The organism is Limnohabitans sp., from assembly GCF_046052765.1.
In the GTDB taxonomy this organism is placed as follows: domain Bacteria; phylum Pseudomonadota; class Gammaproteobacteria; order Burkholderiales; family Burkholderiaceae_C; genus Limnohabitans.
The window spans coordinates 16,008-41,671 of the sequence record NZ_JAVLFQ010000028.1; the positions used below are offsets into that span (position 1 = coordinate 16,008).

Annotated in this window: 25 protein-coding genes; 9 read left to right on the top strand and 16 right to left on the bottom strand. The window is 52.2% G+C overall.

The features are described 5' to 3' along the window. Together bchC and AC9UG7_RS02925 are read right to left on the bottom strand one after the other, a co-directional pair. Positions 1 to 954, bottom strand: coding sequence for a chlorophyll synthesis pathway protein BchC (gene bchC / locus AC9UG7_RS02920; RefSeq protein WP_509583907.1), 954 nt, complete (start codon positions 952 to 954; stop codon positions 1 to 3). Between the two features lie 9 nt (positions 955 to 963). Further along, positions 964 to 1,896: an alpha/beta fold hydrolase gene (locus tag AC9UG7_RS02925; RefSeq protein WP_509583909.1), complete on the bottom strand. Its 933-nt coding sequence runs from the start codon at positions 1,894 to 1,896 to the stop codon at positions 964 to 966. A 299-nt stretch (positions 1,897 to 2,195) separates the two neighbouring features. Here AC9UG7_RS02925 and AC9UG7_RS02930 point away from each other — a divergent pair, with 299 nt between their 5' ends. After that, entirely contained in the window at positions 2,196 to 2,660 is a 465-nt protein-coding gene (locus AC9UG7_RS02930) for a CvpA family protein (protein WP_509583911.1), read from the top strand. Here AC9UG7_RS02930 and AC9UG7_RS02935 read toward each other — a convergent pair. The 4 genes from AC9UG7_RS02935 to AC9UG7_RS02950 all read right to left on the bottom strand — a co-directional run bounded on the left by AC9UG7_RS02935 (position 2,657) and on the right by AC9UG7_RS02950 (position 4,797). Continuing rightward, positions 2,657 to 2,797, bottom strand: a complete 141-nt coding sequence (locus tag AC9UG7_RS02935) for a hypothetical protein (protein WP_509583913.1) — start codon at positions 2,795 to 2,797, stop codon at positions 2,657 to 2,659. The genes AC9UG7_RS02930 and AC9UG7_RS02935 overlap by 4 nt on opposite strands. Positions 2,798 to 3,019: 222 nt before the next feature. Then, entirely contained in the window at positions 3,020 to 4,222 is a 1,203-nt protein-coding gene (locus tag AC9UG7_RS02940; RefSeq protein ID WP_509583915.1) for a pyridoxal phosphate-dependent aminotransferase, read from the bottom strand. A 3-nt stretch (positions 4,223 to 4,225) separates the two neighbouring features. Then, positions 4,226 to 4,519 carry a DUF1330 domain-containing protein gene (locus AC9UG7_RS02945; protein ID WP_509583916.1) on the bottom strand — a complete coding sequence of 98 codons (294 nt, stop codon included), beginning with the start codon at positions 4,517 to 4,519 and terminating at the stop codon, positions 4,226 to 4,228. 128 nt (positions 4,520 to 4,647) lie between these two features. Continuing rightward, positions 4,648 to 4,797, bottom strand: a complete 150-nt coding sequence (locus AC9UG7_RS02950; protein WP_509583918.1) for a hypothetical protein — start codon at positions 4,795 to 4,797, stop codon at positions 4,648 to 4,650. A 96-nt stretch (positions 4,798 to 4,893) separates the two neighbouring features. Between AC9UG7_RS02950 and AC9UG7_RS02955 the strand changes: the two genes are divergently transcribed. Both AC9UG7_RS02955 and efp read left to right on the top strand, forming a co-directional pair. Beyond that, positions 4,894 to 5,958, top strand: coding sequence for an elongation factor P maturation arginine rhamnosyltransferase EarP (locus AC9UG7_RS02955; protein ID WP_509583920.1), 1,065 nt, complete (start codon positions 4,894 to 4,896; stop codon positions 5,956 to 5,958). A 33-nt stretch (positions 5,959 to 5,991) separates the two neighbouring features. Further along, positions 5,992 to 6,546 carry an elongation factor P gene (gene efp / locus AC9UG7_RS02960; protein ID WP_509583922.1) on the top strand — a complete coding sequence of 185 codons (555 nt, stop codon included), beginning with the start codon at positions 5,992 to 5,994 and terminating at the stop codon, positions 6,544 to 6,546. A 160-nt stretch (positions 6,547 to 6,706) separates the two neighbouring features. Here the strand turns inward: efp and AC9UG7_RS02965 are convergent, their stop codons facing one another. The 8 genes from AC9UG7_RS02965 to AC9UG7_RS03000 are packed head-to-tail and all read right to left on the bottom strand — an operon-like array spanning position 6,707 to position 14,773. Further along, a complete protein-coding gene (locus AC9UG7_RS02965) occupies positions 6,707 to 7,846 on the bottom strand; it encodes an MFS transporter (RefSeq protein ID WP_509583924.1) in 1,140 nt (379 codons plus the stop codon). A gap of 21 nt (positions 7,847 to 7,867) precedes the next feature. Further along, positions 7,868 to 9,172, bottom strand: a complete 1,305-nt coding sequence (locus AC9UG7_RS02970) for a DNA recombination protein RmuC (protein WP_509583926.1) — start codon at positions 9,170 to 9,172, stop codon at positions 7,868 to 7,870. Then, positions 9,169 to 10,152 (bottom strand): 2-hydroxyacid dehydrogenase, encoded by a 984-nt coding sequence (locus tag AC9UG7_RS02975; RefSeq protein WP_509583928.1) that lies wholly within the window; start codon positions 10,150 to 10,152, stop codon positions 9,169 to 9,171. Before AC9UG7_RS02975 ends, AC9UG7_RS02970 begins: the two co-directional genes overlap by 4 nt. Next, entirely contained in the window at positions 10,149 to 11,480 is a 1,332-nt protein-coding gene (locus AC9UG7_RS02980; RefSeq protein WP_509583930.1) for a cation:proton antiporter domain-containing protein, read from the bottom strand. The genes AC9UG7_RS02975 and AC9UG7_RS02980 overlap by 4 nt, the downstream gene beginning before the upstream one ends. After that, positions 11,481 to 12,692, bottom strand: coding sequence for a nicotinate phosphoribosyltransferase (gene pncB, locus AC9UG7_RS02985; protein ID WP_509583931.1), 1,212 nt, complete (start codon positions 12,690 to 12,692; stop codon positions 11,481 to 11,483). A gap of 13 nt (positions 12,693 to 12,705) precedes the next feature. Then, on the bottom strand, positions 12,706 to 13,404 hold the full coding sequence (locus AC9UG7_RS02990; protein WP_509583933.1) for a nitroreductase: 699 nt from the start codon (positions 13,402 to 13,404) through the stop codon (positions 12,706 to 12,708). After that, positions 13,401 to 13,847: an acyl-CoA thioesterase gene (locus AC9UG7_RS02995; RefSeq protein ID WP_509583935.1), complete on the bottom strand. Its 447-nt coding sequence runs from the start codon at positions 13,845 to 13,847 to the stop codon at positions 13,401 to 13,403. The genes AC9UG7_RS02990 and AC9UG7_RS02995 overlap by 4 nt, the downstream gene beginning before the upstream one ends. Beyond that, positions 13,844 to 14,773, bottom strand: coding sequence for a histone deacetylase family protein (locus AC9UG7_RS03000; RefSeq protein ID WP_509583937.1), 930 nt, complete (start codon positions 14,771 to 14,773; stop codon positions 13,844 to 13,846). The genes AC9UG7_RS02995 and AC9UG7_RS03000 overlap by 4 nt, the downstream gene beginning before the upstream one ends. Positions 14,774 to 15,023: 250 nt before the next feature. Between AC9UG7_RS03000 and AC9UG7_RS03005 the strand changes: the two genes are divergently transcribed. Next, on the top strand, positions 15,024 to 15,572 hold the full coding sequence (locus AC9UG7_RS03005; RefSeq protein WP_509583939.1) for a phasin family protein: 549 nt from the start codon (positions 15,024 to 15,026) through the stop codon (positions 15,570 to 15,572). Between the two features lie 167 nt (positions 15,573 to 15,739). Here AC9UG7_RS03005 and AC9UG7_RS03010 read toward each other — a convergent pair whose 3' ends face one another. Further along, complete coding sequence (locus tag AC9UG7_RS03010) at positions 15,740 to 16,639, bottom strand: patatin-like phospholipase family protein (protein WP_509583940.1); 900 nt, start codon at positions 16,637 to 16,639, stop codon at positions 15,740 to 15,742. A 106-nt stretch (positions 16,640 to 16,745) separates the two neighbouring features. Between AC9UG7_RS03010 and AC9UG7_RS03015 the strand changes: the two genes are divergently transcribed. From AC9UG7_RS03015 to AC9UG7_RS03035, 5 genes are all read left to right on the top strand, one after another. Continuing rightward, positions 16,746 to 17,504: a 3-hydroxyacyl-CoA dehydrogenase gene (locus AC9UG7_RS03015; RefSeq protein ID WP_509583942.1), complete on the top strand. Its 759-nt coding sequence runs from the start codon at positions 16,746 to 16,748 to the stop codon at positions 17,502 to 17,504. Positions 17,505 to 17,508: 4 nt separating this feature from the next. Beyond that, positions 17,509 to 19,347, top strand: coding sequence for a gamma-glutamyltransferase family protein (locus tag AC9UG7_RS03020; protein WP_509583943.1), 1,839 nt, complete (start codon positions 17,509 to 17,511; stop codon positions 19,345 to 19,347). A gap of 4 nt (positions 19,348 to 19,351) precedes the next feature. Continuing rightward, the gene (gene dnaG / locus AC9UG7_RS03025; RefSeq protein ID WP_509583945.1) at positions 19,352 to 21,175 is read left to right on the top strand and encodes a DNA primase; all 1,824 of its coding nucleotides are present in this window, start codon (positions 19,352 to 19,354) and stop codon (positions 21,173 to 21,175) included. Between the two features lie 189 nt (positions 21,176 to 21,364). Then, the gene (rpoD, locus tag AC9UG7_RS03030; protein WP_509583947.1) at positions 21,365 to 23,713 is read left to right on the top strand and encodes an RNA polymerase sigma factor RpoD; all 2,349 of its coding nucleotides are present in this window, start codon (positions 21,365 to 21,367) and stop codon (positions 23,711 to 23,713) included. Further along, positions 23,710 to 24,600: a DMT family transporter gene (locus tag AC9UG7_RS03035; RefSeq protein ID WP_509583949.1), complete on the top strand. Its 891-nt coding sequence runs from the start codon at positions 23,710 to 23,712 to the stop codon at positions 24,598 to 24,600. Before rpoD ends, AC9UG7_RS03035 begins: the two co-directional genes overlap by 4 nt. Here AC9UG7_RS03035 and AC9UG7_RS03040 read toward each other — a convergent pair whose 3' ends face one another. Next, the gene (locus tag AC9UG7_RS03040) at positions 24,601 to 25,605 is read right to left on the bottom strand and encodes an aldo/keto reductase (protein WP_509583951.1); all 1,005 of its coding nucleotides are present in this window, start codon (positions 25,603 to 25,605) and stop codon (positions 24,601 to 24,603) included. It abuts the gene before it with no gap. Positions 25,606 to 25,664 lie beyond the last annotated feature (59 nt).

The following is a 25,664-nucleotide window of genomic DNA, read 5'->3' on the forward strand; positions in this document are numbered from 1 at the left end:
TCAAGATTTCCAATCTAGCATCATCTTCAAGCACTGCGGATCGGCAAATGCCACCTGATAGGCTTGCACCGCTTGTCCGAGTTTATAGGTATGGGTGATCATGCCCTCCAGCGATAACTGCCCTGTCTCCACCATGCGGGTCACCGCCAGTAAATCGTGTTTTTTCCATTGAGCAGCGGCACGAATATGTGCTTCACGCATGAATGCGGGCGCGAACGCGAAACTTAAATCCTCTTTGTAAAAACCAGCCAGTACCACCTCGCCGCCAGGCGCCAATCGCATGATCAGTTGGTTCAGCAAGCTGCTGTCGCCACTCACGTCATACACAGCTTTGTAGTCTTTGCGTGTATCGTCATTCGGATGCATGACGGTGTAACCCTCGGCACCGCTTTGTCGAACTGCTTGGGTTTCCCACACCGTAGGCGCCGCCCCGCCCAAGGCGACAGTGATACGCGCCAGCAAGCGGCCCATGACACCATGGCCAACGATGAGATCAGGCAGGATCATGGGGTTGCGCTCGCCACCCAAGGCTATCGCGTGGTAACAAGTGGCTGCCAGCGCCAGCAGCACCGCTTGGGGGCCGAGGTCTGGGTGCACCTTGACTGCCCGGTCGTGTGACACGATGAGACGAGAGCCGGCTCCACCAAAAATATTTCGTACGCCCTGAAACGTGTAAGAACCGGGAACAAACACATGGTCGCCGACTTGCAACGATGCACCTTCGTTGACTTTGCTGACCACACCCACGGTTTCATAGCCTGGCACCAAGGGATAACCCAAACCAGGAAATGGCGGCATGCTGCCGTCCCACAACAGGCGTTCGGTGCCAGTGCTGATGCCGCTGAACGTGACGTCCACTTCTATGTCGCTGGCTTCAAAAGCCTTGACCTCTAAGGTTTGTATCGACAGTTGTTGTGGCGCGTCGAAAACAATGGCTTGGGCGGTGTTACTCATGGTTGGTCGTCAAAGTGTGGGCGCTTGTTGCGTCAAAAAAGCTTGGGTCATGCGGTTGAAGCGGTCTGCAATTTCAATCATAGGCACATGACCGCAGGCTTCAATGATTTCATAATGGGCATACGGTAAATGCTGCTTCAAGATGTCGACATGGTCCACGGGTAAAAATTTGTCATGGCGGCCCCAGATAACCAAAGCGGGACAACGTATGGTGTCCACTCTTTTTAAAAATTCTTCTCTGGGTTTTTGCGGAAAACCACTGAACCCCAACATGACGCGCAGGGTTTTCAAAAAGACAGCTTGCGCATTCGGGCGTCTGGCCAATGCCACTTTTTCAGCCACCAACTCGCGTGTCACGAATCCGCTGTCGTGGAATGCCAGTTTCCAAATCATCCCCAAGCCAAAATGACTTGGCCGTGTCAACCATTCACCCAGCTTGGGCAAACTGGCCAAGCGGAAATTGAACAATGTGGATTGCCCCACGCCCGCAGGCGCGGATAAAACCAATGAAACCACACGCTCGGGATGCATGGCGGCGCACTCCAGCGCAATACGACCGCCCATGGAATTGCCCACCATGTGCACCTTGTCCAATCCCATAGCGTCCATGAACGCAAACACAAAAGTGGCTTGCGATTGCATGTCATAGGCGGCATCTACTGGCAGGTCACTCAAGCCTGAACCGAGCAAGTCCAGTGCGATGACACGGTGCTGCTGCGACAGTGCATGGATAGTGTGTTCCCATTCGAGCACTGAACAACTGATGCCATGAATCAGCAACACGGTTGAACTTGCATTGCCCTGCGCCCAATAACGGATGCGGTGGTTGGCCACTTGAATGAACTGGTCAGCAGGTCTGGGTGTCATGGCGGTGAGGAGATGAATGGATGAAAACAAGTGGGCGGGTCTGTCCACCACTATGCGGGGAAAAAGAGATTTCATTTTCACACACCGTTATTGGGCTGATCGACGAACACCAAGGCCGCCAACGACAGCCAAGCCCGCACGGTGTGAGACGTATGCAAGAGTCAGCACAGAAGTTGCCGCTGACACACAGGCGAAAAGAAACAAGAGTTGTCTAGCTATTTGGATGTACAGAACAATGGGTCGAACCCAATGATTTTTGATATTTATAAATTTGTTCGAATTTATTAAATATTTAATGAAAATGTTTAATATAGAATAAATTATTGATTTATTTGTATTTTTTTGATGATGACCACAAATCCTGAAAAAAAGGTATGACAAATTTGAATTGGGTGTTCGGATTTACATTGGTACTGGCCATGGGCATCGGCGCCTACAGAGGTTGGTTACCGCAGGCCTTATCCATGCTTGGTTTTTTTGTGGCTTTCTTGGGTGTGATTTATGTCGGGCCCTGGATAGCCAGACACTTGCCACTGAGTGGCCCAGGCGAACCTTTTCGTGATGATGTGGGCGCTTTATTGGCTTTGCTGGTGACTTTGTATGTAGCGCATTTGGGCGTCAGGTTACACAAACACATATTTACCCACAACGGTGTTCAACCTGCGCACCGTTCATTGGGCGCGGTTTTCGGGCTGATATCTGGCATGCTGGTGTGTTTGGCCATGGGTAGCCTGATTGAGTTGACCGAGCTCAGAGACCAAGATTGGTGGCGCTTGTCACTGGAGAAAAACATCACTACTTTTGTTTTGGAACATTTGTCCAAAAGCGTGAAAACCTAATGTGACTGCGACAGGCTGCCGCTGTCTTTCATCACGACTTTGACGGTTTGAAACGCTTTGTCCAACTGAGCCACTGTTTCTGCCACCCCATAGGTAGCGACCAGCATGCCGAGTACAAAAGCAAGAATATGGCTCATATGCACTTTCAGTAAGCAGACGAACTTGTCTGTCATGCACTGGTATCGGACGCAAGCAGCGAAAACTTGAGTCGCACCCTATTTAAAAACGGATGGGCTGATACCGTCAAGCCACAGCCTTTGAAGCTGCGACTGCTGCCACTCAGGCCGCTGAAGCTAGGCGAAGAGAACAAAAAAAACCCGCCAGTTCTCACCAGCGGGTTTGCGCCGAGGCGGAAAAAATTACTTGGTATTTTTCTGAATGAAATCCGCCATGCGTTTCAAACCGCCCTTGATGGCTTCATCAGATGCGGCGTAGCTAAAGCGTATGTGTTGGCCATCGCCCTCCACACGCTGCCCAAAGTGGATATCGGCCAACACCGCCACCCCTGCTTCGAGCAGCAAACGCTTACGGAATTCTTCTGAGTCCGCGCAACCGGTCAGGCGGCAAGCCTCGGTCACATTCGGCCAGGCGTAAAACGCGCCGCCCGGGGTTTTGCAACTGACGCCGGGCAGTTGGTTCAACAAGCCGACAATCAGGTTGCGCCGACTCAAGAACACATCGCGCATGTGGTTGGCGTCGTCCTGCGGACCATTCAAGGCTTCGACGCCCGCCCATTGGGTGATGTGCGACGCACAAGACTCGGTGTTGGTGATCCAGTTAGTGAAATACGGTGCCAACTTTTTGTTGGCACAAAAGCCTAGGCGCCAGCCGGTCATGGCCCAGGTTTTGGAGCAACCGTCTGACAGAATGGTTCTCTCTTGCATGCCAGGAAACGCGGCGATGGAGTTGAATTCACCGTCATACACCAACTGCCCGTAGATTTCATCGGCGAACACCCAGATTTGCGGATGAAGTTGCAATATGTCCGCAATGGCCTGCAAATCGTTTTTGGTGAGAATGCCACCAGTGGGGTTTTGCGGTGAATTCAATATCAACAGCTTGGTGCGCGGCGTGATCTTGTTTGCCAATTCCTGCGGGTCGAAGCTGAAGTTGCGGTCTTCACGCAAATAAATCGGCACACCGACCGCGCCGTTGGCCTTGATTTGTGATTCGTAAATAGGAAAACCCGGCACCGGATAAATCACTTCGTCGCCCGCGCCGAAATCAGTCACCGACTGAATGGTGTAGCCGATGAACGGCTTAGCGCCTGCACCTACCACCACATCGTCCGCGTCCACGTGTATGCCTCGGGTTCGCGCAAAGTAAGCTGCTGCCGCTTGGCGCAACTCTGGAATACCTGCCGATGGCGTGTAGCCGTGCTTGCCCTGTGTGATAGCGTTGATGCCAGCTTGCTGTATGTTCGAAGGCGTAGGAAAGTCAGGCTGCCCGATACAAAAGGAAATGATGTCGTGGCCTTCACGGATCAGCTTATTCACTTCGGCTAGCACCACAAAAGCGTTTTCTGTGCCAAGCCCCAGGGCACGTTGACTCAACTGCGTCATGATTTATACCCCTTCGATGATGCGAATGTCACGCACCACAGCGTTGTCGCCCAATTCTTTCATCGCCGCTTGGTAACCCGCGCTGTCATAAGCAGCCAATGCAGCTTGCAAACTGTCAAACTGAATCAAAACCGTGCGTTGCATCTTGCCGTGCTCTTTGACAGCTGCCGGCATGCCGCGTACCAAAAACGTACCGCCTGCAGCCGTGAGTGAGGGCAATGCGAGCTTGGCATAAGCGGCCAACGCGTCCTGATTGTGAATTTCTTGGTATGCGCTGATGAGGTAGGCTTTGGGCACGGCTTTCTCCTGGTATTTTTTTCAATAAACGTAAAGTGTAGACGTTCAAAAAAAACCGGGCACGCTGGCCCGGCCTCTAGAGTCGCAAACAGGACTAGCCCATGGATTTGTATACCGCTGTTTCGAAGTCATAAAACAACGGCAGCGCTTTGACAAATCGCATCTGCGCTGGCTTTAAGCTTGCTCTCCTTGGCCCATGCGTTTGGCATGCTTGGAAAAAGTGCCATGGCGCCGATGGCACCAGCAGCTTTCAAGTATTGACGACGTTGGTTAGTCATTGAACAGTCCTTTTTCAATTGAGTTGAAATACCCCTTATGAGATACCCCTCTACATCGTATGAACCTCACCTCAAACTGGCAAGTGAGATGACGCTATGACACGGGTAATCCTTAGTGCTGATTGGGCACTTTTTTGCCGGGTTATCGACAACCATGGCGACTTGGGTGTGTGCTGGCGACTGGCCACCCAACTGGCTGAACGAGGATTGACCGTGGTTTTATATACAGATGACGACAGTTCGCTGCGCTGGATGGCGCCAATGGGCTGTGCAGGTGTCAAGGTACAGCCATGGCCCGCTGTCGACGATGTCTTTGTGTCCTCTCAGGTAGCGGGCGTGGTGATCGAGGCATTTGGCTGCGAATTGCCAGCTTGCTACCAAGCCGCGATGGCTTCCTGCCCTGTTGCGCCAGTCTGGATCAATCTGGAATATTTCAGTTTAGAAGCCAGCGCTCAGCGTAACCACGGCTTGCCCTCGCCAGTACTCAGCGGTCCGGCCCAAGGCTTGACCAAATGGTTTTATTACCCTGGCTGGGGCCAACACAGTGGCGGTTTGCTGACTGACTTTAGGCGGCAAACATCAGTGCACTTAGACTTAGATGATGCGGTGACTTCTGATGCCCCACCCTTGCATATCAGCGTGTTTTGTTATGAGCCAGCAGGATTGGTTTTATGGCTCAAACAACTCTCAAGACTGCCGCGCAGGGTGCAATTGCACGTGACGGCCGGACGCGCCACACGGGCGGTCAGGTCGGCCATCAGCGCTGTCCACATGTCCACCATATCCGTAGATTTTTTAGACTATCTGAGCCAAGCTGATTACGACAATTTGCTGTCACGCATGGACTTGAATTTGGTGCGTGGCGAGGACTCCTTGGTACGCGCCATGTGTGCAGGCAAGCCTTTTTTGTGGCACATCTATCCCCAGCACGATGGCGCACATATCCCCAAGCTGCAAGCTTTTTTGGCTCAGACCCAAGCGCCTTCGTCGGTCGTGCAAGCTCACCTGGCGTGGAATGCGTCTGAACCCCAGGAATTGTCCGACTTGACGCCGGATTTGCTGACCGAATGGGCCGATTGGGCAAGGCATTTGCAAACTGTCTTGGAAAGAGAAACCGGCCTCACACAGCGTCTGATGGGCTTCGTCGCGGCCAAAGGCTAAAATAGCCCCTTTGTCCAGACACACACCCCTTTTATGAAAATAGCTCAAGAAATTCGCGCCGGTAACGTCATCATGCACGGCAAAGACCCGATGGTTGTTTTGAAAACCGAATACAGCCGTGGTGGCCGCAACTCTGCCACCGTGCGCATGAAGCTCAAAAGCCTGATCGCCAACTTCAACACCGAGGTCGTGTTCAAGGCCGACGACAAAATGGACCAAATCGTGCTGGACAAAAAGGAATGCACGTATTCCTATTTCGCCGACCCCATGTATGTTTGGATGGACACCGACTTCAACCAATACGAAGTAGAAAACGAAAACATGGGCGACTCGCTCAATTACCTCGAAGACGGCATGACCGCCGAAGTGGTGTTTTATGACGGCAAGGCCATCTCGGTTGAACTGCCCACCAGCGTGGTACGCGAAATCACATGGACCGAACCCGCCGTCAAAGGCGATACCTCAGGCAAGGTGCTCAAGCCCGCCAAAATCGCCACAGGTTTTGACATCAACGTGCCTATTTTTGTGGCGCAAGGTGACAAAGTGGAAATTGATACCCGCACCGCTGAATACCGCAAACGCGTTTGAACCGGTTTCGCTGAATCCAAACCGCCTGTGGGTATGCTGCAGGCGGTTTTTTATTGCGTGCTTGCAAGGCCGGTGGCACCCACTGCTGCCTTTGAGAATCTGGTTAAGGTTCGATAGCAAGACATTAAGCTTCAGAGCCACTTCAAGGACGGTGAAGCACTTAACCCCTCCTCAACCCCCAAGCCAAGCGACTTCCAGCCCCCACTGTCGCCGCGCCGCACCAGAACACCGCAGCCACGCCCAACCAAGCACCTAGGCTGCCAAACACCAAGGGCATGGCCACGCTGGAGGCATTGATCAGCATCAACCGCAAACCCAAACCCTCGCCTTGGCGGTCTGGCGGCAACAACTGATGCAAACTGCTCATGACCATCGGTTGCACACTACCCAGAGACAAGCCGAGCAGCGCTGACATCATGCCCATGGCCCAAGCCGCTTGCGCCATCGGGTACAGCGCCAGCAACAAGCATGTGAACAGCATGGCCAAAGTGATCACTTGCCATTCTTGCCAACGCTTTGTCAGCCAGGGCAGTACCACGCGAATAAGCGCAGCGCACAAAGCAAAGCCTCCCAATATGGCGCCAATGGCAGAAGCAGTCAAGCCGCGCTCGTGCCCCAGCAGTGGAACCACAAAAGTATGCATGTCCCAACTGGCAGATAAAAACCAATTCACAATGAGTAAGCGCCTGAAGCCAGGTTTTCCCAGCAAATCCCACGCGCGTTTGGCTGGATCTTGGACTGCTTGTTCTGAAGCAGGCATGGGCAATTCGCGGCGAACCGCAAACCAAGCAAACCACGGAAACACCGCCAGTAATGCGAAGGCTGCGGAAAAGCCCGAGACATCAATCACGACACCAGCAGCCAGTGGGCCGAAAAAGTTGGAGATGGCAGGCCCGATGGCCAGCCAACTGTAGGACAGGCGCATCTCATTCACATCGCGGGACAGTCTTCCTACATGTCGTTGCAACGCAATGATGGCCACACCGGTGGCGCCGCCACTGAGCAAGGCGCTGACACACAAGACAGGAAACACCGGCCAGATCGCTGCCATCACAGCACCCAAGCTGGATGACAACACACTTAGCATGACGGGTCTTTTCAAACCATGCTTGTCAGCATAGCGGCCTGCAGGCAAAGCCAGAAACACTTGGGTCAGGGCGAACAGCGCGAGCAACACACCGACCATCGCGGCGCTAGAGCCTTGGCGCAATGCCAATAAGGGTGCGGCCATGCGCATGCCTGTCATACAGGCGTGCAAACAAGCTTGGCCTGCAATCAGTTTGATCAGATTTTTCTTCAAAACAAAATGGCTAGGCGCCGCTTAATCAGGCTCATTCGGGTCTATCACATCTGACATATCGTCCATTTGCAATGGCAACCGCGCCAGCGCTTCGGTCTCAGGTAAAGCTTCGACAACTTTCAAGGCGCGACGCATTTGCTTGCTGCGCGTGTCTGCTTTGTCTAAGGTATCTGCCGCCTTTTGGACTTGCTCGCGCACCTTGGCCACCCATTCGCCATAGCGTTCAAACTCGGTTTTGACAGCGCCCAGCACTTTCCACACTTCGGATGCTTGCTTCTCCAGCGCCAGCGTTCTAAAACCCATGTGCAAGCTGTTCAAAATCGCCAGCAGCGTCGTCGGTCCTGCCAAGGTGACACGGTATTCGCGTTGCAGTGCGTCCATCAAGCCGGGTCGGCGCAATACCTCTGCGTACAAACCTTCGACTGGTAAAAACAAAATGGCGAAGTCGGTGGTGTGCGGTGGCGCCAGATAACTTTCGGCAATGGTTTTTGCCTCTAGCCGTATGCGCGCTTCCATGGCTTTGGCAGCGTTTTCCGCACCCGTCGCGTCAGAACGGTTTTGCGCTTCCAGCAAACGTTCGTAGTCTTCACGTGGAAACTTGGCGTCAATCGGAAGCCACACGCTGGCGCCGTCGTCGCTGCGTCCGGGCAATTTGATGGCAAAGTCCACCCGTTGGTTGCTGCGCGGCTTGGTTTCTACTTGCTTGCCGTATTGCTCAATAGTCAGCACTTGGTCTAGCAATACTTGCAACTGCACTTCGCCGAAGATGCCGCGCGTTTTGACGTTGCTCAACACCTTTTGTAGATCACCAACACCTTGCGCCAAAGATTGCATCTGACCCAAACCTTGGTGCACTTGCTCAAGCCTTTCAGCGACTTGTTTAAAGCTTTCACTCAATCGCTTTTCCAAGGTGGTTTGCAATTTTTCGTCTACTGTCTTGCGCATTTCTTCGAGCTTGGCGATATTGGTTTCTTGCAAATTCTGCAATTGCCGATCCAGTGTTTCACGTACCTCTGCCATGCGGCGTGAGTTGCCCTCCCCCAAGGTCTGCAGTTGCGCATTCAATTGGTTTTGCATCAGTCCGATTTGCTCGGTTAACGTTTGCTGGAACTGCGCCATGCTTTGGGACATTTCCTGTCGGTTACCGCGCAGGTTTTCAGTGATTTCAAAACGCATGTCACGCGAGACGCGTTCGAGTTTTTCTTCCAATTGCTCAATAGCATGGTTGTTTTGCGCAGGCGGTGTTCCCGCCAAACGGCGCATCACAAATACAACGCCGCCCATACCGGCGGCGAGCATGATCAACAGTACCCAATCGTTACTCATGGCAGTTGCAATACCTCTGGGTTAAGCGGCGTCAAGGCATAGCCGTTGCTGAAAAACGCAATCAAATTGTCTGCAGCTAAATGGGCCATAGCCAATCGGGTGGCACGGGTAGAGCTGCCAATATGTGGGGTCAAGACGACATTAGACAGCTTTAACAAATCAGGATGGAGTTTGGGTTCACCTTCAAACACATCCAGTCCAGCTGCTGCAATCTGCCCTGCGGCAAGAGCTCTGGCCAAAGCCGCATCGTCAACGATACCGCCACGCGCTATGTTCACCAATGTGGCGGTGGATTTCATCATCGCCAGCTCTGCCGCACCTATGGTGTGATGCGATTCTTTGCTGTAGGGCAGCACCAACACCACATGGTCTGCCTGTTCAAGCACTTCTTTTTTGCTGGCATAACTGGCTTTGCATTCAGCTTCGGTTGAAGGATGAAGCCTGCTGCGGTTGTGATAGATGACATGCATATTGAAACCGTGTGCGCCACGTTTGGCAATGGCCTGACCGATGCGACCCATGCCTATGATGCCTAGCGTGCTTCCATGCACAGCCATACCAGCAAATGACTCAAGCGCCCACTTCTGCCAATGCCCCTCGCGAATGTATCGCTCGCTTTCAGTGACACGCCGTGCAGCAGCCATCAACAACGCAAAACCAAAGTCCGCGGTAGTCTCGGTCAGCACATCAGGCGCATTGGTGGCCAGCACCTTGTGTTGCGTCATGGCAGGCACATCGAAATTGTTATAGCCCACAGATAAATTGGCACACATACGCAAGCGCGGGCATGCGGCCAACACTTCAGCATTGACTGGCTCTATACCCATGGTCAGTGCGCCGTCATGCGCACTGAGTGCCTGCGTCCAAGCCTGTGGCGTCCATTCAGGATCTGTCTGATGCGCTGTGACGTTGAAATGCTTGTTTAACTTCTCGATGACCTCAGGATAGATCGGTCTGGAAACAATGATGGATGGTTTCATTCGTTCAACATTTTCAGTTTGGCTGCCCACCATGGGGTGATGGCAGGCAGCAAGGTCAACGTCCAGATCACAACCCAAGCTGTCAAGGGCATCAATAAGGTCATGGTGGGGAATTGCGCGACAGTGATGACGGCCAACACCACTGGAATAACACCGGTTTCACGCACCACGCACAAAAACAATTTTTCTTTCAAGGTGATGTTGGTCAATAACATAGACGCAAACACCGCCACGGGCCGTGCGATAAAAATAAATATCAAAGACACCAACAATCCTGTCAATGCAGTATCGGCCAGCATACTCAGCGAGACAAACGGGCCAACCATCATGAAGATGACTGGTTTGGCCAAACTTTCAATATGTGTTTCGGTGTGATGGATCGCCGCATGAAAATGGTCTTGTTGTTGATTGAAATTCGCCAGTAAACCAGCTACAAAAGCAGCCAAAAAACCATTGCCATGCAGTAATTGCGCGAGTAAAAAAGTAGCCAGCGGAATGAACAACAACAACGCAAAATCGTAAGCAGGATGCACCAAGCCTCGCAAGTGTTCACGTTGGCGGAACTTACCGTAGGTTTGCATGACCAACCAACCCACTAGCCCCGCCAAACAGCCAAACACCAATTGTTGGCCTAAGTTCAGCAAGTTGTGAGGACTGAACAATTGGTTAGACAGCAACTCCACGCTGCTCATTTCAGCGCGGGCGAGCACCATCTCTGCAATTGCGGCGGTAAAGATAGCGCCGACCGCATCATTGATCGCGCTTTCAGCTACCGACACATTGACCACGCGCTGGTACACATGTTTAAACATCAGGCGCTTCAATGTTGGAATCAAGGCGGCTGGATCGGTTGAACCGATGATGGCGGATAACAACGCAGCTTGGGGACCTTCAATACCTAAAGCCAGTAACAATGGGAACATCACAAAGAAAGTCAAACCGTAACCGACCACTGCAATCATCAGGGTTGGCCATGCGATGGAAAGAAATGCTTGTCGGTCAATTTCATCGCCGCCAGATTTCAAAATAATGGCTGCCAGCGCAGTGCACACCACGACAGCCAGTACCAATTGCAATGACAAAGGCAGCAACGCATCGTGCAACACAATGCCCATCAACAACTGAAGCGTGAAACTAGGAAATACAGTGCCAGATGACCATTTGCTACATGCCCAACCGAAACCGAGTATCAGAGACACACACCACAACGTTTGCGCCAGAATGGCTTCTGCGGCCACGAAGCTGTCCATATGGGCCAGCACCTCAGGAGACAGCGCATTGACTCCGGCGGCTAAGGCGAACAAAGCCATCAATTTCAAGTAGTTCATTCAGTGGGTATCCGTTGCGTTTTTTTCATCAGTGGCGGTAGTAATTCCAAACACTTGCCGTAAATATGCAAGGTAATTGGCGTCCTCGCACATATTTTTCGACGGTGTATCAGACAACTTGGCCACAGGCTGACCGTTGCACTCCACCATCTTGATGACGATTTGCAAAGGCTCATAGCCCAGGTCATTCGTCAGATTGGTACCTATGCCAAAGGCCAGTTGACAACGACCTCGAAAGCGTTGGTAAAGCTCGATGGTGCGTGGAATGGTCAGGCCATCGCTGAATATCAGCGTCTTGGTCAAGGGGTCCACCCGATTTTGTTTGTAATGCTCGATCATGCGCTCGCCCCAGCTGAACGGGTCGCCGCTGTCGTGGCGCGCACCGTCAAAGAGCTTGCAAAAATACATATCGAAGTCACGCAAAAAAGGCTCAATGCCATAAACATCACTCAGTGCGATACCCAAGTCGCCACGGTATTCGCGCGCCCAAGTTTCAAAACCGAAGACTTGGCTGTCGCGCAGTCTTGGCCCTAGGGCCTGACATGCTTGCAAATACTCATGCGCCATCGTCCCCAATGGGGTCAACCCCAGAGTTTTGGCAAACAGCGCGTTGCTGGTGCCCGCAAATCGTCCGGCTTGACCCGCGCCAAGTTTGGCAGTCAACACGCGCAGCACTTCTTCATGCCAAGACTTGGAAAAACGTCTGCGCGTACCGTAGTCGGCAATCTTCAAGTCGCCTAAATCAACGGCTTGCAATTGTTCTATTTTGGTATCGAGTCGCTTGCGCCCTTCGAGGTAATCGGGCACAGGTTGGGTGGATCGAAAATACACTTCGTTGACAATGGCCAACACTGGTATTTCAAACAATATGGTGTGCAGCCACGGTCCCTTGATTTGAATATCAATCGAGCCGTCGGGCAAAGGGCTGACGGTGATGTATTTTTCGTTCAGCCTGAACAAGCCTAAAAAATCAACGAAGTCGCTTTTAATGAAACGCAACGCGCGCATCCAAGCGAGTTCTTGTTCTGAGAATTTCAACTGGCACAGCGATTTGATTTCACTTCGAATTTCATCCGCATAAGGCGCCAGCAACACACCCGGCGTTCGGCATTTGAATTTGTACGAGACCTGAGCACCTGGAAACTGATGCAGCACTGCTTGCATCATGGTGAATTTGTACAAATCCGTGTCAAGCAAACTGGTAATGATCATGGGTGTATCTGGATCAATCCAACCAACGGGTGAAAGATTGCACAGGCTCGCGCGGCGTGCGAAATGTATTGACGATATCGCTGTCATCCGCGTATCCGAGTGCCATACCGCAAATCAGCATTTCATCCTCACCTGCGCCTATGTGCGGCAAGATGATATTGGCAAACCCGTTCCATGCCGCCTGCGGACAGGTGTGCAAACCCATGCCTCTGGCGGCCAGCATCAATGTTTGCAAAAACATACCGTAATCGACCAAGGAACCGCGCCCCATCACTTTGTCCAAGGTGAACATCAACCCCACTGGCGCATCAAAAAAACGGTAATTGCGTTGGTGCTGCTTGTGCATTTTGTCTTTGTCACCCTTGGTGATGCCCAACAAGCCATACAAACTCCAGCCATTTTCACGCCGCCGGTCGATATAAGGGCTGACCCATTGATCGGGGTAGTAGTCGTAAGCCTCTCGGTAATCGGCAGCCTTCTCTGGATGCGCCCTGACCTCATCGTGCGCAGCACAGACTTTTTCCACCAGCGTATCGCGACTTGCGCCTTGCAACACATAGACCTTCCACGGTTGCGTGTTAGTGCCCGAGGGCGCCCGCGCAGCCTGCGCCAGCAATTCGCTCAGGATGTCGCGCGAAACTGGTTGTGCGGTGAAGGCACGTGCCGACATGCGGGTGTCAATGGCTTGTTGAACGTTGGCGGCAATGCTCATGTCAATTTTTCTAAAACGTTTAAAAGAGCCGCAGGCAGTTCAGACACAGGCCTGCGCGTGAGTTTGTCTACATAGACATGAATGAAATGACCGTGGGCGGCGCACCACTCATCGTCTTGGCCAAAAATACCGACCTCGTAGCGTACGCTGGAAGTACCGATACGGCCTACGCGCATACCAGCATGCACATTTTGCGGGAACGCCAGTGAGGCGAAAAAATTGCAATGCGTCTCCACCACCAAGCCTATGGTTTCACCTTGGTGGATATCGAGCGCACCGTTTTCAATCAAATGGGCATTCACCGCGGTATCAAACCACTGGTAGTACACCACGTTGTTGACATGGCCGTACGCGTCGTTATCCATCCAACGGGTGGAAATGGTTCTGAAACTTTTGAATGCATTGCGCCCAAGCGCCTGCGGACGGGAGTAAGTGGATGTCATAGAGACTGATTTTGCCAGTGTTGCCAGGACAAATAAGCCTGAGTAAAAGTATTTATCTGCACTTGTACGGTATCGCTTATGACTTTTCCGTAACCGCCTGCCATAACCATGGCGATAGGAATACGTTGACTGCATGCCCAATCCAGCACCATAGCGTCGCGCAATTGCAGTCCTGCAAAGCTGATGTGCAATCGGCCCAAGCGGTCACCCTCATGCGGATCTGCCCCTGCCAGATAGAAAATCAACTCAGGCTCACAGCGCAGCGACAGTTGCTTTAAGGCTTGTTCTAATTGCGCTATGTAGTCATCGTCACCACATCCATCGGGCAACTCGACATCCAAATCGCTTTCCTCTTTTCGAAAAGGGAAATTGTTGGCGCCATGCATGGACAAGGTAAATACGGACGGGTCATGGCGAAAAATATTCGCTGTGCCATTGCCTTGGTGTACGTCTAAGTCAATCACTGCCACTTGCAACTGCCCGCGCCTTTGCCGCGCAGCTTCTGCTTGCAGTAAACGCGCAGCCACCGCCACATCATTGAACACACAAAAACCGCTGCCTTTGTCGGCGTATGCATGGTGGGTGCCTCCGGCCAAATTGGCTGCAAGGCCCTGCTGCATCGCGGTTCGTGCCGCACTGACAGTTGCACCGACAGAGCGTCGTGCTCGCTCGACCATGCCCTCTGACCAAGGAAACCCTATCTCGCGCTGGGCCGCAGCACTCAAGCCGCCATGGGTGACTGCCTCTATGTAGGCAGGTGTATGGACCAAGGCGAGTTCTCCGTCGCTGGCCGGTTCTGCCAATTGCAATCTCACATCAGGCAATTCATCAGCCAGTCGTTGTCGCAGCAACTCGTATTTGGCCATTGGGAAACGGTGACCCTCAGGCAATGTCTGTATGTGCGTGGCCGCAAAATAAATATGCATATCCGATTATTGGTGACAGTGGGATTGCCGGGTTGAGCCATAGAAAGAAGACTGAAAAATGGCTTAAATTGATACTTATGAAGTATTTTCATGCATTGGTCTTTTAGGCAATCAACTCTAATATGTTGCAATGCAACAAAAATCACTTGATTACGCTAGTACAAACCCTATACTTCCAACCATGCTGCGGCGCAACATGAAAGCTCGCAGTCCCGTGTAAATCTCTTAAATCACCTTGAAGGAAATGACCATGATGACAGCTGAACAAATGATCGCCGCACAAAAAGCCAATTTGGAAACCCTGTTCGGCTTGACCGAAAAAGCGTTTGCCGGTGTTGAAAAAATGGTGGAACTCAATATGGCTGCTGCCAAAGCTGCGATTGCTGATACCCAGTCACAAACCCATGCCGCAATGAATGTCAAAGATGTGCAAGAACTCATGGCATTGCAAGCCGGTTATTTGCAGCCTCTGAGCGAAAAAGCAGTTGCTTTTAGCCGCCACGTTTATGAAATCGCTTCTTCAACCAGCAAGGATTTCGCTGAAGCTGTTGAAGTCAAAGCTGCTGAAGCCCAAAAGTCTGTCCATGGCTTGGTGGACTCTGTTTCTAAGAATGCACCCGCCGGTTCCGAAAGCGCCATGGCCATGATGAAAACTGCGATGGCAGCCAGCCAAACCGCTATCGAAAGCGTTCAAAAAGCAGTCAAGCAAGCCACAGAAGCAGCAGAAGCCAATTTGCAGGCAATGGCTACCACCAGCGTCAGCACTGCAACTGCTAAACCAGCTTCACGCAAGCGTTAATCTGCTTGTCACTATTTGTCTCCTTGGATCCTTCCGAACTCTTGTTCTAGGATTCATTTACAAGGCTCGCTCTCAAGGCGAGCCTTTTTTTTGCTCGGCTTAGTTTTAGAAAGCGGGTTTTTTTGAGGGGCTAGACTTCTGTAGTGAATACCGCCCCTTTGGATGTCTTACTGCGCCAGCAAAGCCTTTAACTGCGGCAAAGCTTGTTTCATGGCCGCACGTCCAGCCTCTATGCTTTTCTTTCGCGCTGAAAATTCCGTGCTTCCAATATCCGGTAAAGCAGGTCTGACCACCACATCGGCTTGCACCAACTCCAACTGACTGATACTTTTGCCCATGATGCTGAAAGTTTGCAGCAATACTTTGAGCATATCGCTGGTTTTAGCGTCCTCAGGTCGGCTGGAAATATCAATCGCCAGCACCAAATCCGCACCCATTTGTTTGGCGTAGCGCACGGGCACTGGCGAGACCAGACCGCCATCCACATAGTCCTTACCAGCGATACGTACCGGCTCAAAAACTGAAGGCACGGCACTGGATGCGCGCACTGCGGTGGCGACATCGCCCCGCCTGAAAAGCACGCCGTCACCGGTACGCAAATCGGTAGCCACAATACCCAAAGGCAATTTCATATCTTCAATTTTCATGCCATTCAACTGGCTATTGATGTATTTGCCCAAGGCCTCACCACGCAGCATGCCGCGCCCCGTGAACGGGTTGGCCCAATCGGTGAATTGCGATTCATCCATGGTGTCAGCCAGCCATTGCAATTGCTGGCCTGTTTTGCCGCTGGCATAAAAAGCCGCCACCACACTGCCAGCAGAAGTCCCCACCACCATCTGAGGCTTGATGCCTTCTTCTTCCAGCACTTGCAAAACACCGATATGCGCAAACCCACGCGCGGCGCCACCGCCCAAAGCCAAGCCGAGTTTGAGATTTTTTTTGGCGGCCGGGGCCGGCATTTCCAGCGGCGGGGCGTCAGTTTTATTGACCGGCGGGGGAGCACTGGCACAAGCTGCCAGCAAGAGTACCAAAGAGATAGAAAAGTATCTGTTAATGAATGTCATGGTCGGTTGCCGCAGAGTCCAGTTGGTTATTGTGGCAGGACTTCACTGCCATAATCAAACCGCTAATTGCTGCCAAGGCAGCGTTTTTTTTCATCGAAAGGCTTTTATGCAAATCAAAAATAATGTTTTTATTGTCACCGGCGGCGCATCCGGCTTGGGTGAAGGTACAGCAAGACTGCTGGCCCAACACGGCGCAAAGGTAGTTATCGCCGACATGCAAGACGACAAAGGCACGGCGATTGCGGCTGAACTCGGCGGTGTTTTTTTGCATTGTGATGTATCCAATGAAGAACAAGCTGCAGCAGTGGTTGCCAAGGCACAAAGCTTGGGCAAATTGTCTGGCCTGATCAACTGCGCTGGTATTGCCACAGCCGAGCGAACAGTTGGCAAATCCGGCCCGCACGTTCTGGCAGGTTTTCAGCGAACGATCCAAATCAACCTGATTGGCAGCTTCAATATGATTCGCTTGGCGGCGCAAGCCATGAGCACCAATACACCCGAGGATACGGGTGAACGCGGCGTGCTTATTTCTACGGCGTCTGTGGCCGCTTATGACGGACAAATTGGCCAGGCCGCGTACTCGGCTTCTAAAGGCGGCATTGTTGGCATGACTTTGCCTATTGCACGCGATCTGTCCAAACTAGGTATCCGCAATATGACGATTGCTCCGGGTATTTTTGGCACTCCGATGATGTTTTCTATGCCCAAAGAAGTCCAAGAAGCATTGGCTGCTGGCGTACCCTTCCCTTCGCGCTTAGGCACACCCCAAGACTATGCCAAACTGGTGATGCATATTTTGGATAACGACATGCTCAATGGTGAGGTCATCCGCCTGGACGGCGCGATTCGTCTACCACCCAAATAAACACATGACAAACCATCCGTCCAACCTATCTTTTGAGACTGCCAGCATGCTTATTCGTCGCATCATCTACACATCCTGCCTTTTGTTACTAGGCCATTCTTTGGCCATAGGACAAACCACAGCTGCGACGCAACCTGAAATGTCAACTGGCTTTCAAGCCAAACCCGGTTGGCACTTCAAGCAGCGCGGTGTAGCCTCCGCCCACCCGCTTGCCAGCGAAGCCGGATACCGTATTTTGCAAGCAGGCGGGTCTGCGGTGGATGCTGCGATTGCAGTTCAATTGGTGTTGACCTTGGTGGAACCACAGTCCAGCGGCATCGGCGGCGGTGGATTTTTGCTACACCACGATGGTCGCCAGCTTCAGGTGTTTGATGGCCGTGAAATTGCTCCCGTACTCGCCCCCGATGACTTGTTCATGATGAACGGCAAGCCCCTGACTTTTAACGATGTAGTAGCGGGTGGTCGCGCGGTCGGTGTGCCCGGCTTGTTGCGAATGCTTGCCATGGCGCATCAACAACACGGGCGTTTACCTTGGGCCGCATTGTTTGAACCTGCGATTGAATTGGCGGACAAAGGTTTTGCCATCAGTCCGCGTTTGCACGCCTTGCTCGCGGCAGAAAAAAGCCTGCTCAAAGATCAGCAATCAGTGGCTTATTTTTTCAATCCGGATGGCACACCATTGCCTGTTGGGCATGTGTTGACCAATCCCGGTCTGGCCACTGTCTACCGCGCTATAGCCAACCTAGGGGCTGAAACTTTTTATACCGGTGAAGTTGCACAAAGCATCGTCAATAAAGTTCAACAGCACCCTAACAACCCAGGCTTGCTGACCATGTCAGACATGTTCAAGTACAGGCCCGTGGTGCGCGAGGCTTTGTGCTTTTCTCACAATACAAACAGCAGCCAATCGGTTCAGGTCTGTGGTGTCGGTGCCCCCTCATCGGGTTTGATTGCCATGGGACAAATTTTTGGCGTCTTGTCTGAAAAACAGCAAATCAGCAATGCTGTCAGCAGCGTAGATTGGCTGCACCATTACAACGAAGCCGCTCGCTTGGCTTTTGCAGACCGCGCGATGTATGTGGCTGACCCAGCGTTTGTGAATGCGCCCGCGAATGACTGGAAAAGTTTGTTAGATACTGCCTATCTTCAACAACGTGCAAACCTGATCCAAGCTTACCGAACACCAGAATTTGCCGCGGGTTCGCCTGGCAACTCAGCAACTTCTCACGCCCCGATGCCAGCGCAAATGGAGTACGGCACCAGCCACATCAGCATCATCGATGGGTGGGGCAATGCCGTGTCCATGACCACATCGATAGAAAGTGGCTTTGGCGCTCGCATCATGGTCAGCACCGGTCAAAGAGGTGGTTTTTTTCTAAACAATCAACTCACCGATTTCAGCTTTTCGCCGCGTGATGAAAATGGCGTTGCAGTCGCCAACAAGTTATTGGCAGGCAAGCGACCACGCTCTTCCATGAACCCACTGATGGTGTTTGCTCTTGATGAAAAAGGACAACGCGGTCCTTTGCTCATCAACATGGGCAGCCCCGGCGGCGCCATGATCATTCACTACACCAGCCAAAGCTTGTGGGCCATGCTGCATGCCAATTTGAATGCCCAAGATGCCATCAACCTGCCACACTCTGGCATCACACAAACACAAGGCCCTGTGCTGCTGGAAAAATCTCAATTCAGCGCACAGACCATGGACAGCCTACGCAGCCTGGGTCATACGGTGCAGCAAATTGATTTGAACAGCGGACTACATGCCATACAACGCGATGCAGAGGGTTGGTTGGGTGCTGCCGATCCACGCCGAGAAGGTTCAGTCAGCGGCGACTGATTCAATGGCCATCCCCCAGTCTTTCATACAGGAACTGATCGCCCGCGCCGACGTGGTTGACGTGGTCGGGCGTTATGTGCAACTGAAGAAAGGCGGCGCTAACTTCATGGGCTTGTGCCCATTTCACAGCGAAAAGTCACCCTCATTCACCGTCAGTCCAAGCAAGCAGTTTTTTCATTGCTTTGGTTGTGGCAAAAACGGCAACGCCATCGGCTTTTTGATGGAACACACCGGCATGAGTTTTGTCGAAGCTGTGAAAGATCTGGCCCAGTCCTTTGGTATGCAAGTACCTGAAGACGACACTGATCCACTTGACCGTCAACGCGCACAACAACAGCGGCAGCGCCAGTCCACCTTGACTGAAGTGTTGGGAAAAGCCGCCGAGTCTTACCGTAAATCTTTAAAGACCAGCAGCAAGGCTGTGGACTATTTGAAAGGTCGCGGGCTGACCGGAGAAATTGCCAAGGACTTCGGTCTGGGTTACGCGCCCGAGGGCTGGCGCAGTCTGGCCAGTGTGTTTCCCGATTACCAGGACGCTTTGCTGGTTGAATCCGGCTTGGTCATCAGCAACAACGAAGAAGCCAGCGAAGAAAAACGCTACGACCGTTTCCGCGACCGCATCATGTTTCCGATTCGCAATGTCAAGGGGGAATGCATTGGTTTTGGCGGTCGCATCCTTGGTGAGGGCACACCCAAATACCTCAACTCTCCGGAGACGCCGGTCTTCAGCAAGGGGCGCGAGTTGTATGGCTTGTATGAAGCCAGGAACGCGCTGAGGGAAGCAGGTTATGTTCTGGTGACCGAAGGCTATATGGATGTGGTGGCCTTGGCGCAATTGGGTTTTGCCAACGCCGTGGCAACCTTAGGTACGGCCTGCACCACCGAGCATGTGCAAAAAATGTTTCGCTTCACCGATGCGGTGGTCTTCAGTTTCGACGGCGACGCCGCCGGACGACGCGCGGCGCGAAAAGCGCTCGACGGGGCATTGCCATTTGCGACCGATGTACGCAATGTGAAATTTTTGTTTCTGCCAGCCGAACACGACCCAGACAGTTTCATCCGGGAACACGGCAGTCAAGCGTTTGCTCGCATGGTGTCTGATGCCACTCCTTTGAGTCGGTTCATGATCGAGGTCTCGCGCGAGGGCTGTGATATCGATACCGCCGAGGGGCGCGCTTTGCTGGCCTCGCAAGCCAAACCATTGTGGACCGCACTGCCTGAAGGTATTTTAAAAACCCAACTGCTGGGTGAATTTGCCGACCTGATCGGTATCGGTGAACGCGAATTGCAAAGACTCTGGCTAGCGGCAGGTCAACGTCCCACAGCAGAGCGCAGTCGTTTGGCGGGCAAAGGCTTAGCCAACCCCGCCTCAGCCAAGCCCAGACGACCCATCCCCATACGAAGCAAGCCGGCTTCACGTGAAGATCGGGCGTTACAAATTTTATTCAGTGACATGAAGCAATGGTCGGTCATGGCCTCGCCCTTGCAACATTTGTTAATGGATTTGACATCAGCGCACGGACGGTTGTTCACATGGTTGGATCAGCAATGGCAAGAACACGGTTTGCAGCCTTTGGCCGCTTTGCGCGAGGGTTTGCGCGGGCATGAGCATGAGGCGGTGCTTGCAGGCTTACTGGACAAAATGCCATTAGACATTGACCATGACCCCAGTGAATTACAAAGCATCATGCTTGAAATAGAGAAAGCACATATCGCCACACAAATTGATGATTTGACAAGCCGCATGGCCACCGACACACAGGCCTATGCCCACATCAAAGTGTTGAATGCGCGCTTAGCAGGCCTGAAAAAAGTCTCTCAGGTATAATCCGCCTCTCACAAGCGCGACAGCAATACCTCCGGGCCCGGCCAACCGCGACACACAGCTCGCAACCCGCCAAATTCCGCAAGGACTGCATACCAAATGTTCGCCCCTCCAGCTTGTTTGCCCTCTTTGATACACATTGACGCTCAGCCCGCCTGCGCGTGATTTTCTTTTTGTTGCCCGAGGATTGACATGACTGCCAAAAAAACTGCCAAGCCTGCAGCCAAAGCCGCTGCTAAACCTGCCACCAAAGCCGTTGCCAAAACTGCAGCTGTCAAATCCGCTGCCAAACCTGCACCCTCCAAAACCGTGACCAAACCTGTGACAAAAGCTACCGCCAAACCTGCTGCGAAATCTGCTGCCAAACCAGCAACCAAAGCTGCAGCTAAACCTGCGACCAAAACCCCTGCCAAACCAGTTGCTAAATCAGCTGCCAAGCCTGCAACCAAATCCACAGCCAAGCCCGTCACCGCTTCGGCCGAACGCGCCAAACCACCCAAAGCCGCAGCCAAACCTGCAGCCAAGGGCAAAGCCGCCACAAAACTCATTGCTGAAGATGAGGATATCGTCGACCTCGAGGCAGAATTCGCCGAAGAATCCACCGCCACCGGTGAAAAGGTCAAACCTTTACGAATGAAGATCAGCAAGGCCAAAGAACGTGCCTTGATGAAAGAATTTGGCCTCGACGAAGCCGTGTTGTCGGAAGAAGACTTGGCCAAACGACGCTCGCGCTTGAAAACGCTGATCAAGTTGGGCAAAACACGCGGCTACCTGACGCACGGTGAAATATCAGACCACCTGCCTGACAAACTGGTCGACGCCGAAACCTTAGAAGTGGTGATCACCATGTTGAATGACATGGGTGTCGCCGTGTTCGAGCAAACACCAGACGCCGAAATGTTGATCATCAACAACACCGGCCCGACTGTGGCCAGTGAAGAAGAAGCCGAGGAAGAAGCCGAAGCTGCTTTGTCAACGGTGGACAGCGAATTCGGTCGCACCACCGACCCGGTACGCATGTACATGCGTGAAATGGGCACGGTGGAGTTGCTGACACGCGAAGGCGAGATTGAAATCGCCAAGCGCATCGAAGGCGGTTTGATGGCCATGATGGAAGCCATCAGCGCTTCTCCCGCCACGGTGGCAGAAATTTTGCGAATGGCTACCGATATCCGTGAGGATAAGGTTGTCATCTCCACCATCGTCGATGGTTTCACCAACGCCAACGAAGCCGATGACTATGTGGCCGAAGAGGACTTCGACGAGTTCGACGACTCGGACGATGACGACGGCAAAGGCGGCTCCAAAGCGCTGACCAAAAAACTGGAAGAACTCAAGAGCGAAGCGCTGACACGCTTAGACCGAATTCAAGTGTTGTTCGACAAGCTGCGCAAGAGCTTCGACAAAGAAGGTTACGGCACACCGGCCTACATGAAGATCCAAAAATCCATCAGCGAAGAAATGATGACCGTGCGCTTTACCGCTCGCACCATCGAAAAGCTGTGTGATTTGGTGCGCTCGCAAGTCGATGATGTACGCAAAAAAGAACGTGAATTGCGACGCATCATCGTCGACCGTTGCGGCATGCCTCAGGAAATGTTCATCAAAGAATTTCCTGCCAATTTGTTGAACCTGAAATGGGTAGAAAAACAATCAGCCGCAGGTAAAAACTGGTCAGTCACCATGACCCGCAATATTCCTGCTATTCAGGAACTGCAAACCAAACTGACGGATATCCAAAACCGCGTCGTCGTGCCATTGGCTGAACTCAAAGACATCAACAAGCGCATGAACGAAGGCGAACGCGCTTCACGCAACGCGAAAAAAGAAATGATCGAGGCCAATTTGCGTCTTGTCATCTCTATCGCCAAAAAGTACACCAACCGTGGTTTGCAATTCCTTGATTTGATTCAAGAAGGCAACATCGGCTTGATGAAAGCCGTCGATAAATTTGAATACCGTCGCGGTTACAAGTTCTCCACCTATGCCACTTGGTGGATACGTCAAGCCATCACCCGCTCTATCGCCGATCAAGCCCGCACCATCCGTATCCCGGTTCACATGATTGAAACCATCAACAAGATGAACCGAATCAGCCGTCAGCATTTACAGGAATTCGGTTTCGAGCCCGATGCCTCTGTGCTGGCAGAAAAAATGGAAATGCCGGAAGACAAAATCCGCAAGATCATGAAGATCGCCAAAGAGCCTATTTCCATGGAAACGCCTATCGGTGACGATGATGATTCACACTTGGGCGACTTCATTGAAGACGGCGCAAACACCGCACCTATCGAAGCCGCCATGCAAGCCGGTTTACGCGATGTGGTCAAAGAAATTCTCGATGGTTTAACGCCGCGCGAAGCCAAAGTGCTGCGCATGCGTTTCGGCATCGAGATGGACAACGACCACACGCTGGAAGAAGTCGGTAAACAGTTCGATGTGACACGCGAGCGCATACGCCAAATAGAGGCCAAGGCTTTACGCAAACTCAAGCACCCCAGCCGCTCGGACAAACTGCGTAGTTTCATTGACACTTTGTGACCCAGCACCATAACCGGCGTGGCGTGATCGCCATGTCGGTGGGTATGGTGTGTTTTGTCATCAATGACACCTTGGTCAAGTTCGTCAGCCACAGCCTTCCCGCTTCTCAACTGATTTTTTTACGCGGCCTCATGGCGGTGTTGGGTTTGCTGTTACTTGCAAAGGTTTTAGACAAGCAGGCATTCAACCGTGAGTGGCAACAACATCTGACCCAACGCTGGGTGCTGGCGAGATCCTTGCTAGATGGCTTGGCCAGTCTGGTTTATTTGAGCGCACTGTTTCATATGCCGCTGGGCAATGCCACTGCCATCAATATGTCTACCCCGCTGCTGATTGCTTTATTTTCAGGTCTGCTGATGGGTGTGCATATCAGCTTGCGCAATTGGATGATCATCGGCTTGGGTTTCGTGGGCGTAATACTGGTGGTTCAACCTCAGGCCGAGGGCTTTAATGCATGGGCATGGGTGGCTTTGGCAGGCACCTGCTTACATGCGTTACGCGATTTAAGTGTTCGATTTATTCCACCGACTGTTCCTTCGATGGTAATCACTGTGGGAACTGCGCTGTCAGCTACCGTACTGGCTGGTATCTGGTCACTGGCGCACGAATGGGTAGACCTCAGCGCTTTCACTTGGTTGATGGTTGCCAGTGCTTCGGTATTTTTAAGTAGCGGTTATTTTTTCTTGATCAAAGCGACACGGGTGGCTGACATGAGCGTGATCGCGCCTTTTAGATATATGGGTTTGTTGACAGCTGTGATTGTTGGTTTTGTCATTTGGGGAGATGTACCCAACCTCTTGGCATGGTGCGGTATGTGGATACTGGTCAGCGCAGGCTTGCTGATGCTTAAACTCAACCGGCAACCTGTGCATCCCGATACCGTGTGATTAAAACACCTCGGTATCTACCTCGCTGTTGGCAAGTTCGTTATACCTGTTGCCAGCCACGTTGCTGTGATTGATCGCCTTGTCAAGACGCAAAAGCATTTCATCAGAGAGTTTCACTTCCAGCGCACCCATGTTGTCCTTCAAGTGGTCTATGCGCGAAGTGCCAGGTATCGTCACGATGTGCGGCGCTTGATGTAACACCCAAGCCAGCGCCAGTTGTGCAGGTGTACAACCTACATCGTGCGCAATGTCCAAATACGCATCCAATAATTTTAAATTGTTAGCGTAATTGCCAGCATGAAAACGTGGCGATGTGTGTCGCCAATCGGTTGGCAAGAGTTGGCTTATGTCGCTCAAATCTGCGCATAAAAATTTCCTGGCCAAGGGACTGAACGAGACAAAGCTGATGCCTAGTTCGCGGCAGGCGTCGAGCACAGCAATCTCAGGATTTCGAGTCCACAATGAGTATTCTGTTTGCAGCGCTGTGATGGGGTGAACCGCATGTGCTTTGCGTAAGGTGCTTGTCGACACTTCGGATAAGCCGATAGTGCGAATTTTTCCTTGCCGCACCAAATCACTCAACATGCCTACACTGTCTTCAATGGGAACATGTTTATCCCATCTGTGCAAATAGTACAAGTCGATCACATCAGTTTTGAGGCTACGCAAACTGTTTTCACAAGTCGCACGCAGAGTCTCAGGACGGCCATCGAGTACGCGTACTTTTTTGCCATCGCCGTTTTTATCAACACCATGCAAACCGCATTTGCTGGCCAATGTGAATTGACTGCGCTTAGCCGACAAGGTCTTGCCGATGATGCGCTCGCTTTCACCAAAACCATACAAAGCAGCAGTGTCGAAAAAATTCACGCCTTCATCGAGTGCAGCCAGCAGCAGTTTTTGCGCATCTGCTTCAGACGGCGGCGGCCCGTATACGGGGCAAATATTCATGCATCCCAGGCCGATGGGATTGACGCGGAAAGGGCCTACTTGACGTGTGTTCATCGTTGTATTTTAGAGCTTGATTGAAATGATGTTTGATGAAAAATCATCAAACATCTTGA